This is a genomic window from Streptomyces sannanensis (assembly GCF_039536205.1).
Classification (GTDB): Bacteria; Actinomycetota; Actinomycetes; order Streptomycetales; family Streptomycetaceae; genus Streptomyces; species Streptomyces sannanensis.
Genome location: NZ_BAAAYL010000001.1, coordinates 2,984,133 through 3,001,548, shown reverse-complemented (window position 1 = coordinate 3,001,548; position 17,416 = coordinate 2,984,133). Strand labels below are relative to the sequence as shown.

At 70.5% G+C, this 17,416-nt stretch carries 13 protein-coding genes; 7 read left to right on the top strand and 6 right to left on the bottom strand.

Annotation, left to right across the window (positions count from 1 at the left end; all coding sequences use genetic code 11):
• The first annotated feature begins 389 nt into the window (after nucleotides 1–389).
• The gene (locus tag ABD858_RS14050; RefSeq protein WP_345037213.1) at nucleotides 390–1,964 is read left to right on the top strand and encodes an APC family permease; all 1,575 of its coding nucleotides are present in this window, start codon (nucleotides 390–392) and stop codon (nucleotides 1,962–1,964) included.
• Nucleotides 1,965–2,070: 106 nt separating this feature from the next.
• Here ABD858_RS14050 and ABD858_RS14045 read toward each other — a convergent pair whose 3' ends face one another.
• Nucleotides 2,071–3,579, bottom strand: coding sequence for a CehA/McbA family metallohydrolase (locus ABD858_RS14045; protein WP_345044519.1), 1,509 nt, complete (start codon nucleotides 3,577–3,579; stop codon nucleotides 2,071–2,073).
• A gap of 70 nt (nucleotides 3,580–3,649) precedes the next feature.
• Entirely contained in the window at nucleotides 3,650–4,138 is a 489-nt protein-coding gene (locus ABD858_RS14040; RefSeq protein WP_345037211.1) for a hypothetical protein, read from the bottom strand.
• Nucleotides 4,139–4,254: 116 nt separating this feature from the next.
• Between ABD858_RS14040 and ABD858_RS14035 the strand changes: the two genes are divergently transcribed.
• The 3 genes from ABD858_RS14035 (at nucleotide 4,255) to ABD858_RS14025 (ending at nucleotide 8,930) form a co-directional block, all read left to right on the top strand.
• Complete coding sequence (locus ABD858_RS14035; RefSeq protein ID WP_345037208.1) at nucleotides 4,255–5,082, top strand: LLM class F420-dependent oxidoreductase; 828 nt, start codon at nucleotides 4,255–4,257, stop codon at nucleotides 5,080–5,082.
• A 32-nt stretch (nucleotides 5,083–5,114) separates the two neighbouring features.
• Entirely contained in the window at nucleotides 5,115–7,697 is a 2,583-nt protein-coding gene (locus ABD858_RS14030) for a bifunctional FO biosynthesis protein CofGH (protein WP_345037206.1), read from the top strand.
• A 102-nt stretch (nucleotides 7,698–7,799) separates the two neighbouring features.
• On the top strand, nucleotides 7,800–8,930 hold the full coding sequence (locus tag ABD858_RS14025; RefSeq protein WP_345037204.1) for an ADP-ribosylglycohydrolase family protein: 1,131 nt from the start codon (nucleotides 7,800–7,802) through the stop codon (nucleotides 8,928–8,930).
• Nucleotides 8,931–9,305: 375 nt separating this feature from the next.
• On the opposite strand, the gene ABD858_RS14020 is transcribed toward ABD858_RS14025, so the two are convergent.
• The 3 genes from ABD858_RS14020 to ABD858_RS14010 all read right to left on the bottom strand — a co-directional run bounded on the left by ABD858_RS14020 (nucleotide 9,306) and on the right by ABD858_RS14010 (nucleotide 11,515).
• Nucleotides 9,306–9,515 (bottom strand): DUF397 domain-containing protein, encoded by a 210-nt coding sequence (locus ABD858_RS14020; protein WP_345037202.1) that lies wholly within the window; start codon nucleotides 9,513–9,515, stop codon nucleotides 9,306–9,308.
• Nucleotides 9,516–9,696: 181 nt separating this feature from the next.
• Nucleotides 9,697–10,554 (bottom strand): helix-turn-helix domain-containing protein, encoded by an 858-nt coding sequence (locus ABD858_RS14015; RefSeq protein WP_345037199.1) that lies wholly within the window; start codon nucleotides 10,552–10,554, stop codon nucleotides 9,697–9,699.
• Between the two features lie 238 nt (nucleotides 10,555–10,792).
• Nucleotides 10,793–11,515, bottom strand: a complete 723-nt coding sequence (locus ABD858_RS14010) for a GOLPH3/VPS74 family protein (protein WP_345037197.1) — start codon at nucleotides 11,513–11,515, stop codon at nucleotides 10,793–10,795.
• A 177-nt stretch (nucleotides 11,516–11,692) separates the two neighbouring features.
• On the opposite strand from ABD858_RS14010, the gene ABD858_RS14005 reads away from it, so the two are divergent.
• From ABD858_RS14005 to ABD858_RS13995, 3 genes are all read left to right on the top strand, one after another.
• Nucleotides 11,693–14,182, top strand: coding sequence for a D-alanyl-D-alanine carboxypeptidase family protein (locus ABD858_RS14005; protein WP_345037195.1), 2,490 nt, complete (start codon nucleotides 11,693–11,695; stop codon nucleotides 14,180–14,182).
• Between the two features lie 109 nt (nucleotides 14,183–14,291).
• On the top strand, nucleotides 14,292–16,067 hold the full coding sequence (locus tag ABD858_RS14000) for an MFS transporter (RefSeq protein ID WP_345037193.1): 1,776 nt from the start codon (nucleotides 14,292–14,294) through the stop codon (nucleotides 16,065–16,067).
• Between the two features lie 27 nt (nucleotides 16,068–16,094).
• Nucleotides 16,095–16,388 (top strand): hypothetical protein, encoded by a 294-nt coding sequence (locus ABD858_RS13995; RefSeq protein ID WP_345037192.1) that lies wholly within the window; start codon nucleotides 16,095–16,097, stop codon nucleotides 16,386–16,388.
• A 29-nt stretch (nucleotides 16,389–16,417) separates the two neighbouring features.
• Here the strand turns inward: ABD858_RS13995 and ABD858_RS13990 are convergent, their stop codons facing one another.
• Nucleotides 16,418–17,269 carry a MerR family transcriptional regulator gene (locus tag ABD858_RS13990; RefSeq protein ID WP_345037191.1) on the bottom strand — a complete coding sequence of 284 codons (852 nt, stop codon included), beginning with the start codon at nucleotides 17,267–17,269 and terminating at the stop codon, nucleotides 16,418–16,420.
• Nucleotides 17,270–17,416 lie beyond the last annotated feature (147 nt).

Here is a 17,416-nt window from a genome sequence, read left to right as displayed (position 1 = left end):
TCGGAGTCCGGCTCCCCGACGGCGGGGGGCGGGCACACCGGTCGTGTGGGCGTGGGGCGTTCGCCCTCTTCGGCCCGGTTGTCGGGCGTCGCGATGACGTGCCGTTCGGCGGCTTCGCGCGGGGGTGCCTGCGGCGGGATATGAGCGATCACGCGGCGCGGGTCGCGGATGTGACGCTTACCACAGGGAAAGTTTGAAATGGACAAAATGCTCGTCGCTGCGGTTTTCGCATCATGGAAGACATCCTCCAGGCCTGCCGATGGATGGCGTATCGACTCGTCAGGCTTTGTTTCACTATTGAAAATCGCTTGATCCCGTGAAATTAAAGGATCAAGTAACGGGAGGTCGAGCCTCCGGATGTGGAAACCGCAGCAATTAACTTCCTGTTCATGACTGAACTGGCGACACGGCCTGCGGCCGACCACACGGTAGGGGGCATCGAAGCCCCGGGCGCCGCCGACAATGGTGTGCGTGACAAGGGTCTCGGTGGCAACTCCGTGGGCCTCCTGGGCAGTGCCGTCATCGGCGTGTCCACCGTCGCCCCCGTCTACTGCCTGACCTCCACCCTCGGCAGCACGGCGGGTGAGGTCGGGCTGCAGATGCCCGCCATCTTCCTGGCCGGCTTCCTGCCGATGCTGCTGGTCGCCTTCGCGTACCGCGAGCTCAACAAGGTCATGCCGGACTGCGGCACCTCCTTCACCTGGACCGTGAAGGCCTTCGGCCCGAAGGTCGGCTGGATGTGCGGCTGGGGCCTGGTCATCGCGACGATCATCGTGCTGTCGAACCTCGCCGGTGTCGCGACCTCGTTCTTCTGGCTGCTGGCCGGTGAGATCACGGGCAGCGACCAGATCGCCGCCCTGGACGGCAACAAGGCCGTCCACATCATCACCTGTCTCACGTTCATCGCCGTCGCGACCGCGATCAGCTACCGCGGCATGACGGCGACGAAGGGTGTGCAGTACGCCCTGGTGGGCCTCCAGCTCGCGGTCCTTGCGATCTTCGTGGTCATGGCCCTTCAGAAGGCCGACAGTGGCGCGTTCACCACGGGAGTGGACTTCTCCTGGTCCTGGCTGAACCCGTTCGCCGTCGAGTCCTTCGCCACCTTCACGGCCGGCCTGTCGCTGTCGATCTTCATGTACTGGGGCTGGGACGCCTGCCTGACCACCAACGAGGAGACCACCGGCAGCACCAAGACCCCCGGACGCGCCGCCCTGATCGCGATGCTCGTCCTGGTCGGCTCCTACCTGGCCACCGGCATCGCCGCCCAGATGGCCGTCGGCTCCGGCGACAAGGGCCTCGGCCTGGCCAACCCGGAGACCTCGGACAACGTCTTCGCCGCCCTCGCCGGTCCGATCATGGGCCCGGTGCTCGGTATCGCGCTCTTCGTCGCCGTCCTCGCGTCGGCCGCGGCCAGCCTGCAGACCACCTTCATCCCGGTCGCCCGTACGGTCCTGGCGATGTCCGCGTACGAGGCCCTGCCGGCCTCCTTCGCCCGGGTCAACCCCCGCTTCAAGACCCCCGGCAAGGCCACGGTCATCGCAGGTGTCGGCACCGGCGTCTTCTACACGGTCATGACCCTGCTCAGCGAGCACGTCCTGGTCGACACGATCTACGCGCTCGGCCTGATGATCTGCTTCTACTACGCGCTGACCGCCTTCGCCTGCGCCTGGTACTTCCGCAACGAGCTGTTCCGCTCCGCCCGTGACTTCGTCTTCAAGGGCCTCTTCCCGGCCCTGGGCGGCATCCTGCTCACCGCGGTCTTCGGCAAGACCCTCTACGACATGTGGAACCCGGCCTACGGCTCCGGCTCCGCGGTCTTCGGCGTCGGCTCGGTCTTCGTGATCGGCGTGGGCCTGCTGCTGGCCGGCGTGGTGGTCATGCTGGTGATGCAGCGCCGCAGCCCGGCCTTCTTCCGCGGCGAGGTCCTGACGAAGGACACCCCGTCCCTGATCGTCGCGGACTGATCCGGCCCCAACCGGCCCCGCGAGCTCCGAAGCCCGGCCCCTTCCCCCAGGGGCCGGGCTTCGGCGTCTGCGCGGTGTGCGGCACCGCGGCCGGGCACGGCAGCGATCAGCGCGCCACGGCGCCCAGGAACACGGGATTCGTGAAGGCGGCCATCGGGCCGGGCCGTCCGGGCAGCAGGCGCGCGTGCCGCACCTCGGCCCGTACGTACGACGCGTATGCGGCCGTGGTGTGCCACTCCGCCGTACCCGTGCCCCAGGCGGGCAGCGGCGCGGTGTGGAGCAGGCCCTGGTCGGTGACGAACCGGGCGGTGCAGCCTGGGGCGCCGGTGACGTCGAGCCGTAGGGTCACGGGGGTGTCCTTGTCGGTCTCCAGGCGTTCGCCGATGCCGGCGTGGCGTCCGCGGCCGTCCGTGGCCGTGAAGGTCAGCGAGACGGTGGAGGACTCGGCGACGTAGGAGCGGCCGGCCCGGATGCCGTCGAGGATCGCCTCGCGGGTGAGGTCGTCGGCGAGGACGACGGTCTGCGGGTGGCCGACGGCCCGGTGTTCGCGGTGGGCGTCGCTGTTGCCCATGGCGGGGATCCAGCGGCGGCCGCCGCGTACGGCGGCGACGAGGGTGTTGTCCCAGTCGTGGAGGGAGACCTCGTCGTCGGGGGTGTACGGGCCGTTCCACACCTCGACGGCGTCGGCCTCGCCGAAACCGAACTTCCAGTTGCAGCCGATGCAGGCGGCATGCGGATGGGCGGGGACGACGAGGCCGCCGGTGCGGCGGATGTCACGGGCGAAGCGGCCGAAGCGGTTGTCGCGGGCGCGGTAGCGCCAGTCGATGAAGGTGCCGGGGTCGGTGCCGAGTGCGAGGACATGGCCGTTGCGGGTGGTGACCTCCTCACCGGTGAGGACGAGCAGGTCGTCGCCCCACAGGCCCTGCCAGGCGCTGTGCGCGGAGTGGGTGTTGTGCTCGCTGGTGTTGATGAAGTCGAGGCCGGCGGCGCGGGCGGCGGCGGCGATCTCGGCGGGGGTGCGGCGGCCGTCGGAGTGGACCGAGTGGAGGTGGCAGTCACCGCGGTACCAGGCGCGGCCACGGCCCCTGGCGCGCTGTGACGGGTATACGGGCTCCGGTGTGGCGGCGGACGCGCCGAAGCGGAGGGTGATCGTCACCTCGTAGTCGAGGCCCTGGGGCGCGACGGTGTAGGGGCCGAGCAGGACGGTCCAGGTGCCTGCCCCGACCGGGCCCGCGATGTAGCCGGGGGTGGCGGCGTCGGCCCGGAGGAAGAACTCGGTGCGGGCGCCCCCGGACCAGCCGCGGAAGCCGGGGCCGCCGAGGTCCGTGCCGCGTTCGTCGAAGATGCCGATGTCGAGGGCGTTGCCCTGGGTGCCGGCGGGCACGGGCGGATGCTCGTAGCGGTACGAGACATGGATCTCCCGTACCCCCCGGGGGACCTCGACGGGCAGGTGCACATAGTCGGGCGACCCGGGTGGCAGCGTGCCGCGCACGACCCGGGTCTCCTCGCCGTCGGCCGGGGCGGCGTTCGCGAAGCTCACATTGCCCAACGTAAGCGCGGTGGCCGCCCCCGTCACGAGCAGGCCGCGCCGTCCGATCGCTCCGGCGTCCGCCAGGCCGTGGAACTCTGGCGCCGGGCTGTGAACGGTGCGGCAAGGGAGAGTGGTCGGGAGTGGCGGTCCGGTGTCAGGCGTCGGCGTACTTGCGCAGGAGACGCAGGACGACGAGGGCGATGACGATCAGGACGACCAGCCCGCCCAGGCCGTAAGCGGCGTACACCCACCACGAGACCGCGAATCCGAACAACCAGTCGCCGCTCTTCTTCTTGTGACGGTGGCCGTGCGAGCCGGAGGAGCCCTTCTTGCTGTCGCTGCCGGGTTTGATCTTGCTGATCCCGCCGGAGGACGAACTGCCGCCGGACGAGGAGCTGCCTCCGGACGAGCTGCCGCCGCTCTTGCCGGAGCCGCTACCGGGTTTGATCTTGCTGATCCCGCCGGACGAGGAACTGCCTCCGGACGAGCTGCCGCCGCTCTTGCCGGAGCCGCTGCTCTTCCCCTTGCCCTTGCCGGAGACGGAGGCGAGGACCGAGACGGGCTGATGCTCTGCCGCCGCATGAGCGGCGGGCGACGCGCCGAAGAGCGCTGCGAGCAGAACGAGCACGGTGGCGTAGCGCATGAGAAGTCCCCCCAGGACATGAGCGGCCGGGGCTTTTTTGCGCGGCCGCGAGGAGGCACGGTACGGCATACGGCCTGGCCGGCACAGAGCCTGCCCACGACGAAGAAGAGGTGCCCATGCGGATCTCCACCACCGTCTTCCTGACCGACGAGACCATCACCCCGGTCCGCCTCGCCCGGGAGCTGGAACAACGGGGCTTCGCAGGCCTGTATCTGCCGGAGCACACTCATATCCCGGTCGCCCGGGACACCCCGAACCCGGCCGGCGGTGAACTGCCGCGCGAGTACGGCCGCACCCTCGACCCCTTCGTCGCGCTGGGCCAGGCGGCGGCCGTGACCGAACGCCTCGCGTTGGGCACCGGCATCACGCTGGTCGCCCAGCACGATCCGATCGTGCTGGCCAAGCAGATCGCGACCCTGGACCACCTCTCCGGCGGACGTTTCACGCTCGGCGTCGGCTTCGGCTGGAACAAGGAGGAGGCCGCCGACCACGGTGTGAAGTGGTCCACGAGGCGGCCACTGGGCGCGGAGCGGCTGGCGCTGATGCGGGCGCTGTGGGCCGAGGAGCCCACCGCCTACAAGGGTGAGTTCGGGTCCGTCCGGGCCAGTTACGCGTACCCCAAGCCGGCCGGGGGTGCGCCGCGCACCCTGATCGGCGGTGCGGCGGGGCCGGAGCTGTTCGCGTTCATCGCGGAGCACGGCGACGGCTGGCTGCCGATCGGCGGCCGGGGGCTGACGGAGACGATGCCGGTGCTGCGCGAGGCCTGGGAGGCGGCGGGCCGCGATCCGCGGGCGCTCGAGGTCGTGCCGTACGCGGTGCGGCCGACGCCGGGCAAGCTGGCCCACTACGCGGAGCTGGGCATCGAGGAGGTCGTGGTGCAGCTGCCGCCGGGTGACGAGTCGACGGTGCTGCGGGCCCTGGACGACTGTGCACAGCATGTGTGAAGCGTGTCGGTGGCCGCTCGTATGGTTGCTCCATGACTGACCAGCAGCCCGGACGGCCCACTGCCAACTCCATGCGCCGCGCCCTGCGTCGGGCCCGCGACGGTGTCGCGCTCGATGCCGCCGAGGCCGCGGTGCTGCTCCAGGCGCGCGGTGAGGACCTGAAAGATCTCGCCGCGTCCGCCGCCCGGGTCAGGGACGCGGGGCTGGAGGCCGCCGGGCGGCCGGGAGTGATCACGTACTCCCGGAAGGTCTTCATTCCGCTGACCCGGCTGTGCCGGGACAAGTGCCACTACTGCACGTTCGTGACCGTGCCGGGGAAGCTGCGGCGCGCCGGTCACGGGATGTACCTGTCGCCGGACGAGGTCCTGGAGATCGCCCGGCAGGGGGCGGAACTGGGCTGCAAGGAGGCGCTGTTCACCCTTGGCGACCGGCCGGAGGACCGGTGGCCGGAGGCGCGCGAGTGGCTGGACGCGCATGGCTACGACGACACGCTCGCGTACGTACGGGCCATGGCGATCCGGGTGCTGGAGGAGACAGGACTGCTGCCGCATCTCAACCCGGGGGTCATGTCGTGGACGGACCTTCAGCGGCTGAAGCCGGTCGCGCCGTCGATGGGCATGATGCTGGAGACCACCGCGACCCGGCTGTGGTCCGGGCCGGGCGGCCCGCACCACGGCTCCCCGGACAAGGAGCCCGCGGTGCGGCTGCGCGTGCTGGAGGACGCGGGGCGGTCCAACGTCCCGTTCACCACGGGTGTGCTGATCGGCATCGGGGAGACCTACGAGGAGCGGGCGGACGCCTTCTTCGAGCTGCGCCGCCTCCAGCGGTCGTACCACGGCATCCAGGAAGTCATCGTGCAGAACTTCCGCGCCAAGCCGGACACGGCGATGCGCGGAATGCCGGACGCGGAGCTGGAGGAGCTGGCCGCGGCGATCGCAGTGACCCGGCACATCCTGGGGCCGAGCGCGCGTATCCAGGCGCCGCCGAACCTGGTCGACCAGCAGTACGCGCTGCTCATCGGCGCCGGCATCGACGACTGGGGCGGGGTGTCGCCGCTGACGCCGGACCATGTGAACCCCGAGCGACCCTGGCCGCACATCGACGAGCTGGCCGGGAGGACCGCGGCGGCCGGTTTCGAGCTGCGTGAACGGCTCACCGTCTACCCGGAGTTCATCCGTCGCGGCGAGCCCTGGCTGGACCCGCGGCTGCTGCCGCACGTGCGGGCCCTGGCGGATCCGGAGACCGGGCTGGCCCTGGAAGACGTGAAGCCCGCGGGGCTGCCCTGGCAGGAGCCCGAGGAGGGGTTCGCATCCTCCGGGCGTACGGATCTGCACCGCACGATCGACACGCAGGGCCGTACCTCCGACCGGCGCGACGACTTCGACGAGGTGTACGGCGACTGGGAGGCCCTGCGCGAGCAGGCTGCCCCGGGTATGGCGCCGCAGCGCATCGACACGGATGTACGGACCGCCCTCACGCAGGCCGCCGACGACCCGGAGAAGCTCACGGACGACCAGGCGCTCGCCCTGCTCCACGCGGACGGGCCCGCACTGGACGCACTGTGCCGTATCGCGGACGAGCTGCGCCGGGACGTCGTCGGCGACGACGTGACGTACATCGTCACCCGGAACATCAACTTCACCAATGTCTGCTACACCGGCTGCCGTTTCTGTGCCTTCGCGCAGCGCCGCACCGACGCCGACGCCTACACCCTCTCCCTGAAGGAGGTCGCGGACCGGGCGGCCCAGGCCTGGGACGTGGGCGCGGTCGAGGTGTGCATGCAGGGCGGCATCCACCCGGACCTGCCGGGCACCGCGTACTTCGACATCGCACGGGCCGTGAAGGAACGTGTGCCGGGCATGCATGTGCACGCCTTCTCCCCGATGGAGGTCGTCAACGGCGCCACCCGCACCGGTCTGTCCATCCGCGAATGGCTCACGGCCGCGAAGGAGGCCGGCCTGGACTCCATCCCGGGCACGGCTGCCGAGATCCTCGACGACGAGGTCCGCTGGGTCCTCACCAAGGGCAAACTGCCCACGGCGACCTGGATCGAGGTCATCAAGACGGCTCATGAGCTGGGCATACGTTCCTCCTCCACGATGATGTACGGCCATGTGGACCAGCCCCGCCACTGGCTGGGCCACTTCCGCACGCTGGCCCGCATCCAGCAGGAGACCGAAGGCTTCACCGAGTTCGTGACGCTTCCGTTCATCCACACCAACGCCCCGGTGTACCTGGCAGGTATCGCCCGCCCGGGCCCGACCATCCGTGACAACCGGGCCGTCACCGCCATGGCCCGGCTGCTGCTCCACCCCCACATCACCAACATCCAGACCAGCTGGGTGAAGCTCGGCACGGAGGGCGCGGCCGAGATGCTCCGCTCCGGCGCGAACGACGTCGGCGGCACCCTGATGGAGGAGACCATCTCCCGGATGGCGGGCTCCGGTTACGGCTCGTACCGTTCGGTCAAGGACCTGGTCGCCATCGCGGAGGCGGCCGGCCGCCCGGCCCGGCCGCGTACGACGCTGTACGGCGAGGTGCCGGGGGAGCGGCGGCGAGCGGCCGCCGCCTCGGACGGACATCTTCCGGAGCTGCTGCCTCTGCTGACGGACTGATTTCCGTGCGTCGAGCACAGGGATCACATCCGGTCCGACGCGTAACACTTCGCATATCGCTCCGGTACAAGTGGTGACCCTTTCCGGTTACAGTGCTGCGCCATGAGCGCAGCAGCCGCAGCGGTATGGGGCCGTGCCGAGCAGCAGGACTTCCGCAGCAGAGTCCGCGGATGTCTGCTGGGCGGTGCCATCGGTGACGCGCTGGGCGCGGGTGTCGCCGCGCTCTCCCTGGAGGAGATCAGGGAGGCGTACGGGTCGCAGGCCGTGACCGACCTGGTGCCCGCCTACGGCAGGCGGGGCGCCGTCACCGCCGCCACCCAGATGTCCCTGTTCACCGTCGACGGGCTGATCCGCGCGCAGGTGCGCCGGGACACCGGTGCCTGGCATCCGCCGACCGATGTGCACCGGGCGCATCTGCGCTGGGCCGCCACCCAGCGCGACTGGGGGCCGGACGAACGCCGCAAGGACAACGGCTGGCTGGCCCATGAGGAATGGCTCTACACCCGGCGTGACCCCGCCCCCGCGACTCTCGCCGGTCTTGCCGACGGCCGGCTCGGCACGCTCGGCGACCCCAAGAACCCCGATGCCCGGGACGCGGGCGCCCTGGTGCGTTCCGCGCCCTTCGGGCTGCTCGTGGGCTGGGAGCCGCAGCTGGTGTGCCAGCTCGCCGTGGAGTGCGCGGCGCAGACGCACGGGCACCCGGTCGCCTGTCTCTCGGCGGGTGCCTTCGCCGTAATCGTGCACGGCCTGACGCGCGGCGAGACCCTGGACACCTCCGTGCAACGGGCCCTGGCCGAGCTCGCCCCGCGCCCTGGGCACGACCCGGTGGCCGGCGCGCTCCAGGGTGCGCTGGGAGCCGTACGGCAGGGCATCCCCGGTCCCGGGCTCGTCGAGTCGCTCGGCGACGGCGGCAGCGCGGAGGAGGTGCTCGCCATCGCCGTGTACACCGCGCTGGTCGCCCAGGACGTCCGCCACGGTCTGCGTCTCGCCGTCAACCACGGAGGGCCCTCCGCCGCCACCGGCTCCCTCTGCGGCAGCCTGCTCGGCGCCCTGCACGGCGAGACCGCCCTGCCGCCCGCCTGGGTGGCCGAGCTCGAGGGCCGTGGCACGGTGCTGGAGCTTGCCGACGACTTCGCGATGGAGATGATCCAGGGTCCGGTCCTGCACAGCCCGGCCGCCTCCACGCCAGGCTGGCTGGCCCGCTATCCGCGCGTCTACCAGGAGCTCGGCTAGTGCTGTGGCCGGAAGAGGTGTCGGTGCGCCGGTGGACCCGGCGAGTGAGCCGAAAGGGCGCGCGGTCACGCGCCGGAGGCGCATATCGGCACTGTGAAAGGGAGTGGGGGGCACCCTGGGGGCACCCCCAGAGGTAGCTGGGGGGAGGTAGCTGGGGGGAGGTAGCTGGTGGAGCGCGGAGGGCCCGAGGAACGAGGGCTCGAGCACGGTCGACCGTCGACACAGGCTCCAGCGCCCCGTGGGGGTCCCCCCGGACGAAGTCTGGGGGAGAACCGAGCCTCTAAATAAGGGGCCGAGCCCCCTCGGCCGGGACGGCGGACCAGTCGAGAGGGCTCTGAACAGCGGTGCTTATGGACTTGTGTCGTAGCGGCGTCGTCAGGCGACGTCGAGGGAGCCCCCGGACACGCCGCCCATGAAGGCGCTCCACGCGGTGGGCGCGAAGGTGATCGAGGGGCCTTCGGGGGCCTTGGAGTCCCGCACGTCGACCGCGTGCATCACCGGCGACTTGACCTCGACGCATGCGCCGTTTCCGCCGGAGTACGAGGACTTGGTCCAGGTGTCCGTGGCGCCCTGATGAATTGCCATGTGTTTCTCCGGTTCGGTGGTTCGTTCCGTTCCACGCCACCGGTTCCGATGGCGTGATCACGACGCTACTCGGCGCCCCGAATGGTGAGAACGCTCTTTCACCCGACCGGATGGCAGATTCCATGCGGCTCTTCCACCGCGTGGTGACCTAGGTGTACCGTTCCGCCTCCGCGTTCCCGTACTACTTCGTGTACCCCTTGGCGATCTCCATGATGAACTGACGGGACTGATCGACGTTCAGCGCCTGGGCGCGCAGATGCTCGTACATCACCGTGTATTTCTGTACGTCATTGGCCTTTTCCAGATAGAGGTCACTGGTGACCCCCTCGATGTAGACCACACTGGAGTCCGCGGTGTCAGGGAATTCCAGGATCGCGTAGTGCCCGGTGATTCCCGGATGCGCGCCCATGCTGAACGGCAGTACCTGCACCGTGACATGGGGCAGCTGCGCCTGCTCCACCAGGTGCTCCAGCTGATCCCGCATCAGTTGCTCATTGCCGACCACTCGACGCAGTGCCGCCTCGTCGACCACCGCCCACAGGCGCAGCGGATTGTCGTCCGTGGCGATCCGGTCCTGGCGGCGCAGTCTGACCTGGACCCGCTTCTCGACGTCGTTGCCCGGAGTCTCCGGCAGCGCGCCGGCAATGAGGGCCTCCGCGTACTGACGGGTCTGCAGCAGCCCGGGCACGATCTGCGGCTCGTACACGCGCAGACTCGCCGCGTCCGTCTCCAGACCGATGTAGACGCTGTACGGAATGTCGCCGAAAGCGTGCCACCAGCCCTGCTGGCGGGAGTCCTTGGCCATTTGCATCAACGAGTCCACGATTCGGTGGTCGTCGACCTCGTACACCCCGCACAGATCGCGGACATCGCGCTGGCTGATCGAGCGGCGTCCGTTCTCCAGTCGGCTGATCTTCGACTGGGAGACCAGCAGCCGCTCCGCCACCTCCTCCGCCGTCATACCCTTGAGTTCGCGGAGCCGGCGCAGCTCCTGGCCCAAACGGCGGCGTCTGACGGTGGGGTTGACGTTGGACGCCACGGGAAACGCACCTCCGGCTGTGGCTTTTCTGCTCTTCCGCCGATCAGACTGCCACCAATGTTCCTGGCTGCGCTGGGAAATGGCCACACATGGTTCCGATCCGGGCACATGAAGCGACGAAAAAGGGCGCGCGGGGCCGGAGAAACCGGCCCCGCGCGCCTGTTGCGGTTCCCGAACCGGCCCTCCGGGGACGTCGGTGCGGCGGTATTACGGGCGTGCTGGCTGTGCTGCCGTGGTGTCAGTGGGCCGCGGCCCGGGCCATGGCCCCCCGGCGCGACTGCATCGGCACGCCCGCCGCCTGGCGGGGTCCCGATGCGGTGGCGCGGCGCGGTTGACCGCCCACGCCGTTCTGGACGTCCATCACGGCGTGCGCCACGAGGCCGCCCATGGGGTCGTGCCTGATCAGATCCCGGAGCCTGGAGCGGGATGAACGCCCCTCGTTCCCGGGATACAGATGCTTGCCGAGGCCGACCGCATGGGCCAGCGCGGCAAGCGCCGCGGTCCGCGGGTCCGGCGGTACACCGGTGCGGATCGCGGAGTCCAGCCGGGCCCTGATCTCCCGGCTGATGGCCGTGTCCGTCGCCTGGTAGCGAGTCGTCGGCAATACCCCGCACATCTGGCCCGCCACGGCATGCACCATGCCGCACCGCTCCAGATGCGAGAGATAGGTCTGGCGCAGCCCCAGCCGGGGCCCGCCGATCCAGTGGATCGCCCGCACGGGAGCGCCGCGCCTGCGCAGCAGTTCCAGTGCGGAGTCCAGAGTCGGATCTCCGGTCGGCCGTGGGACGACCACGGCGATACGATCCCCGTCAGGGGCTATCCGGCCTGCCAGAGCCAGCTCCACTAGCTGTGCTCCGGCCAGGCCCAGGTCGAGCGACTGCGGCTGCGCTGTGGTACCCGTGGTCGGGTCCAGAGCGAGCAGCAGAAGCTCCTCCGGAAGTGTTCTGCGGCTCCTGCCCATCCATGCCTCCCCGCGTGGATGAATGACAGGGTGACCCCTCTCACATTGGTCTGTCGAGAGTGCCTGGTCGCTTTGAGGGGGAACCGATAGGTATGTCGTTCTCGTCCAGCACGGAAGACAGACCTATCGCACAGGACACTTGAAGACGGTTCGGCATGACATATCAAGGAGGCATCGGTGGCGGGCGAGTCCCCCGACACGTCGGAGCAGCAGAAGTCGTCGGGGGAGACGACTGCGAGCGAGAATGACCCCCGACTTGCCGTCGTCCGGACCGCGTCCGGTACGTCCGACGCCTCCGAGGCGGCCGGCGGTTCCGGCTCCTCGGACGCCGACGACAAGTCCGCGTCGGTCGCGACGGCAGTCGCGGAACGCGACGCGGACGAGGGTGAGGTGACGCTCACTGACGAGACGTCACCTGACGGCGGCGACGAGGTCGGCGTGGACGAGGCCGCCGACGCCGCCGCGTCGGACGGCGAGGGCGACGCCTGCGGCGCACCGCGCGACGAGGCCGACGCCGACGACCGCTCCGGCGAGGACGACGGTTCCGGACGTCCGGGCAGTGACAACGAGCCTGCCGGCGCCGTGGAGACGGCGGACGAGGCGGCCGTCGCCGGTGACGCGATCGCGGACGCCGACGACGCCTCCGATGGGGACGGCGATTCCGGTTCGGGCGACGACAGCGCCCCTTCCGGCGCTGTGAAGACCGCGGACGAGGCCGCTGCCGACGGCGAGCAGCAGGATGCGGACGACAGCGCCGACGAGGACGACGCCGAGGCCGACTCCGAGGACGCGTCGGACGGCGAGGAAGCGGCCTCCGACGCGGCCGCCTCCGCGGACGAACAGGACAGCAAGGCACCCGTCTCGGCCGCGAAGCCCGGTGATGAGTCGTGGTTCGACCGCCCCGCCGAGCCCAAGGCGGCTGAGAAGGCCGAGAAGGCGGTCGAGAGCGACGCGGAGAAGACCGGCGGGGGTTCGTGGTTCGACCGGCCCGCCAAGGCCTCGGAGGCCGGAAAGACGGCTTCCGCCAAGGCGCCGCAGACCGGCAAGGCAAGGGGGGCCGAAGACACGCCAGGCGCCGAGGCGCCGCAGGGGGACAAACCGGGCAAGTCTGCCGCCGGCAAGGGCGACGAGGCGTCGGAGGCCGGTACCGCGTCCGCAGCCAAGGCGTCGTCCGCTGCCGACAAGGCCGACAAGGCCGCCGACCGGGGCAAGGAGGTCGATCAGCCCACCACCATGCTGAAGGCCGTCAGGCCCGCGCCCGTCGACCAGCCGACCACCGCGCTCAAGGTCGTCACGCCTCCCGGGCAGAAGCCCGACGGGAAGCCCGCCGGGCTGATCGAGGCCGAGCGGACCCGGCAGCAGCAGTTGCCGCCCAAGCCGCCGATGGATCTGCTCGCGGAGCTGACGAACACCCCGCCCCCGCCGGAGACGCTCCTGCGGACGTCCGCGCGTCGCGTCAAGATCTGGACGCCGCTCGCGGTCCTCGCCCTGATCGTCTTTGCGGTCGTACAGCTCGTACGCCCGCTGCCGGCCCCGGCGCTGAAGCTGACCGCCGACTCGACGTTCTCCTTCGAGGGGTCGAAGCCGTCGTTGCCGTGGCCCGAGGAGGGGCAGGGCCAGATCGTCGTGTCCGGTCTCGGCACGGTCGGCGAGTTCGGCGAGCAGAAGCCCGTGCCGATCGCCAGCGTGACCAAGTCGATGACGGCGTACGTCGTCCTCAAGGACCACCCGCTCAAGGAGGGCGAGGACGGTCCGATGATCCCGGTGGACGCCTTGGCCGAGAAGGAGGGCGGCTACGACGAGACGGGGAACGAGTCGACGCTGAACACCATCAAGGAGGGCCAGAAGCTCAGCCTGAAGGACGCGCTCAGCGCCATCATGATCCCGTCCGCGAACAATGTCGCGCGGCTGCTCGCCCGCTGGGACGCCGGTTCCGAGAAGGCCTTCGTCGAGAAGATGAACGCCACCGCCAAGGAACTCGGCATGACGAACACCACCTACACCGACCCCTCCGGCCTGGACGCCACCACGGTGAGCACGGCGGCGGACCAGGTGAAGCTGGGCGTGAAGATGATGGAGATCCCGGCGCTGGTGGACATCACCAAGCAGCCGACCTGGACTGACCCGTCCGGTAAGGAGTGGCCCAACTACAACACGGTCGTTCCCTTTGACGGGGCCGTCGGCATCAAGACAGGCAGCACCACAAAGGCGGGCGGCAATCTCCTCTTCGCCTCGCGCAAGGAGGTCGGTGGCAGCACCCAGATGATCGTCGGTGCCCTCCTCGGCCAATACGCCAAGTCCCCGGATGACTCGATCCTCGACATCGTCAACGCCAACAGCAAGGACGTCCTCGTCGCCACCCGCGAAGTCCTCGAGTCGAAGACAGTCGTGAAGAAGGGCGACGTCGTCGGTCTCGTCGACGACGGTCTCGGCGGGACGACCCCCGTCATCGCCACAAAGGACGTAGCCGCGGCCGGCTGGCCGGGCCTGACGGTGAAGATCGGCCTGAACGACGGCGGCACCAGGATCCCGCACTCGGCAGCCGCCGGGACCGTGGTCGGCACGCTGACCGTGGGTGAGGGACCGAACGCGACGAAGGTGCCGGTGGCGCTGCAGAGCGACCTGGCCGAGCCGGACTTCGGGGCGAAGCTGACCCGCATCGGCTGACGCGCAGGCCAAGGAGTTCCGGCTCCCGGTTGATCACCGGGAGCCGGAACTCCGGGCGTGCTAGCGTCCGAAGGGCCAGGCGTCCGCCCTCGGCAACTTCCGACTCAGGATGGCGAGGGTTGCAGTGACCACCGTCGAGCCGACGCGTGAGAGCCGCGACAGCGCTCCCGGTGGTGCGCACATACGGACGTGGCCGGCGGCCTCCGCGACCGCGCCGGCGAGGTCCTGTCCGCTGCTTCATCCCGTGACGGTGGCGACAGCGGTCGCCGCCGTCGCACACATCATCTGGTTCTTCTTCTTCGCGAACAGCGGCGGCGACCTCGCCGCCCAGGACGCCTGGGCCGAGTTCGTCGGCCGGCATCCCGATTCGGCGTACAACCTCGCCTGGTACGGCGGTATGCATCCCGTCTCGTACAGCGTGGTGTCGCCGTATCTCATGTCCGTGCTCGGCGTCCGTACGACGATGATGGTCGCCGGCACCGTGTCGGCGGCCCTGACCGCGCTGATCCTCACCAAGGTGCGGGCCGTCCGCAATCCGCTGGCGTGCTCGCTCGCCGGGGTGTTCGCGTTCCTCTGCAACGCGCTTTCCGGGCGGGTGACCTTCGGGCTCGGCATGATGTTCGCGCTGGGCGCGGTGGCCGCGGTGTTCTGCCGGCCGCGGGTGGCCGAGCGCCGGGAGCGCTGGTGGAAGGCCGTGGTGGCGGCGCCGCTCGCCGGGCTGGCGACGGCGAGCAGCCCGGTCGCGGGGCTGTTCCTCGGCGTGGTCGCGGCGGCGCTGTGGCTCAACAAGCGGCGCCCCGCGGCGTACGCGCTCGGACTCCCGCCGGTCTTCGTCGTGGCGCTGTCGGCGTGGCTGTTCCCCTTCTCCGGTACGCAGCCGATGTCCCTCGGGACGGTCTCGCTGCCCCTGCTCTTCGCCGTCCTCGTCCTCGTCCTCGTACCGAAGGAGTGGCGCACGGTCCGTACCGGCGCGGCCGTGTACGCCGTCGGGATCGTCCTCACCTGGGTGGTCGACTCGCAGATCGGCTCGAATGTCTCGCGGCTGGCGATGATCGCCGCGGGTGTGGTGCTGCTGGCCGCGCTGCCGTACGCCGTGCCGCGCTCGCGCCGCTGGTACGCGCTGGGGCTGGCCTTCCTCGGGCTGAACGCCTGGATCGGCTTCAAGGGCGTCGACGACGTGGTCCGTACCGCCCCGGCCGCCTCCTGGGCCCGGGAGCTGGCACCGCTGGTGGACCGGCTGCAGCGGGCCGGCGCGGAGAAGGGCCGGGTCGAGGTCGTCCCGGCCAGCAGCCACCGGGAGGCCTCGGCGCTCGCCCCGTACGTCAATCTGGCCCGCGGCTGGAACCGGCAGGCCGACATCGAACGCAATCCGCTCTTCTACGACGACACCCTCGACGCCGACAGCTACCACGCATGGCTGCACCGCTGGGCCGTGCACTACGTGGTGCTGCCGGAGGGGGCCCCGGACTCGACCGGTGCCGAGCAGGAGGCGGAGCTGGTCCGGCAGGGGCAGCCCTATCTGAAGCGTGTCTGGAGCGACGCCAACTGGCAGCTGTTCGCCGTCACCGACCCCACTCCGATGGCGGAACCGCCCGCGGTCGTCGAGCGGGCGGAGGCGGGCGAACTGGTCGTGAAGGTGAGCTCGGCGGGCCGGGTGCTCATCCGGGTGCCCTACTCGCCGTGGCTCGGTCTGGTCGACGCCGACGGCACGAGCGTGGAACCGCCCGAGGGGCCGGTGAACCGCCACGGCTGTCTGCTGAAGGCGGAGGAGAACGCGGCGGGCGACGAGTGGACCGAACTGCTCGCCCCCGCGCCCGGTACGTACCGCATTGCCTCGCCCTACCGGCTGCCGCGCGGCACACCGTGCCCGGAGGAGCTCGGCTGAGCTCCTCCGGGACGCTCCGAATACGACGTGATCGCCTCGACCGGCAAGGGAACCCGCGGCCGCGAACAGGGCCGGCACACCGCGGACGCGTTGCGCGCCCGGGGCTTCGACGTCTGCCGGGGCTGGGTTCGTACATGTCCCCTGGAAGGCCGCACCAATGTGCAGGGCCGCGTCGCCGACGCGCGCAAAACCCCCTTCCCGCACATCGAGTTCAACCGCGACATCCGCTCCGACGACGACCGCTTCGCCCAGGTCGTCGCCGCGCTGGGCGAAGCGACGAAAGCCTGGGCACGCGGCGCTCAGAAGGTGTCCGGCGGATGATGCCGGGCTCGCGGCGCCCCGCGGGGCGCTCAGGCCACCGGGCACGCGATGTCGCACACCTCCTCGTCGGGCCCCGCCCCGTCCCAGTCCGGCTCGAAGTAGACCTCCCGGCACGGCCCGTCGATCGTCAGCCCCTGCTGCCCGACCCACTCCTCCACCGCCTCGTACGCGGAGAGAATCTGCGGATACGCCACCTGCGCCTTGGTGATCCGCGTGTACGCCAGCCGCCGCGCCGGCTCGATCCGTACGGCGGCACCGCTGCCCCGCCCGCTCGCCGCCGCGTACGCCTCGGCCGCCGCCGCATCCGCCACCGGCACGCACACCTCCGCCGGCCCGTCGCTCTCCTCGCTCACCTCCGCGTAGTACGCGACGAACGGAGCCCCCGTCATCCCGCCGCACTCGGCGGCCGCCCGCTCCAGCCGCCCGAACGCCGCCGGGATCCAGCGCGGCAGCTCGTCGGACAGCAGGTGCCGGCGTTCCGTCAGCACCACCTGCTCCGCCACATCGCACAACTTGACCTCGTACAACTTCCTTCTCCTTCCCGAGAGCCGGTCATGGAGACGGTCCGCGAGCGCGCGCTGCACCGCGACGCGCTCCTCGACACCCGCCCAGTACGCCGCCAACTCCTCGGCGGCGCGCGGCCCCGGCAGCTCGACCACCTCGGCGATCCTCGCCAACGGCATGTCGAGCTGCCGCAACTGCGCCACCAGCCGCGCCCGCTCCGCCTGATCCGCGCGATACCACCGGTACCCGGTGGCCTCGTCCACACGGGCCGGCGCGAGCAGCCCCAACCGGTCGTAGAGACGCAGCGCCTTGGGCGAGAGCCGCGAACGCGCGGCGAACTCGCCGATGCTGAGCAGTGTCGTGGTCACGGACCCCATCCTCCTGGCCGGGACTCTCGGCCTTGACCCAAGGGCAAGGTCAACCACAGCCGCGCATGTGTCGAGCCCGGTGCGCCATGTGGTCCACACTTCATCGGTGGCGGCGTTCCACGCCCGGTGTCGTCCGCGACGCGTGCAGGATGGCGC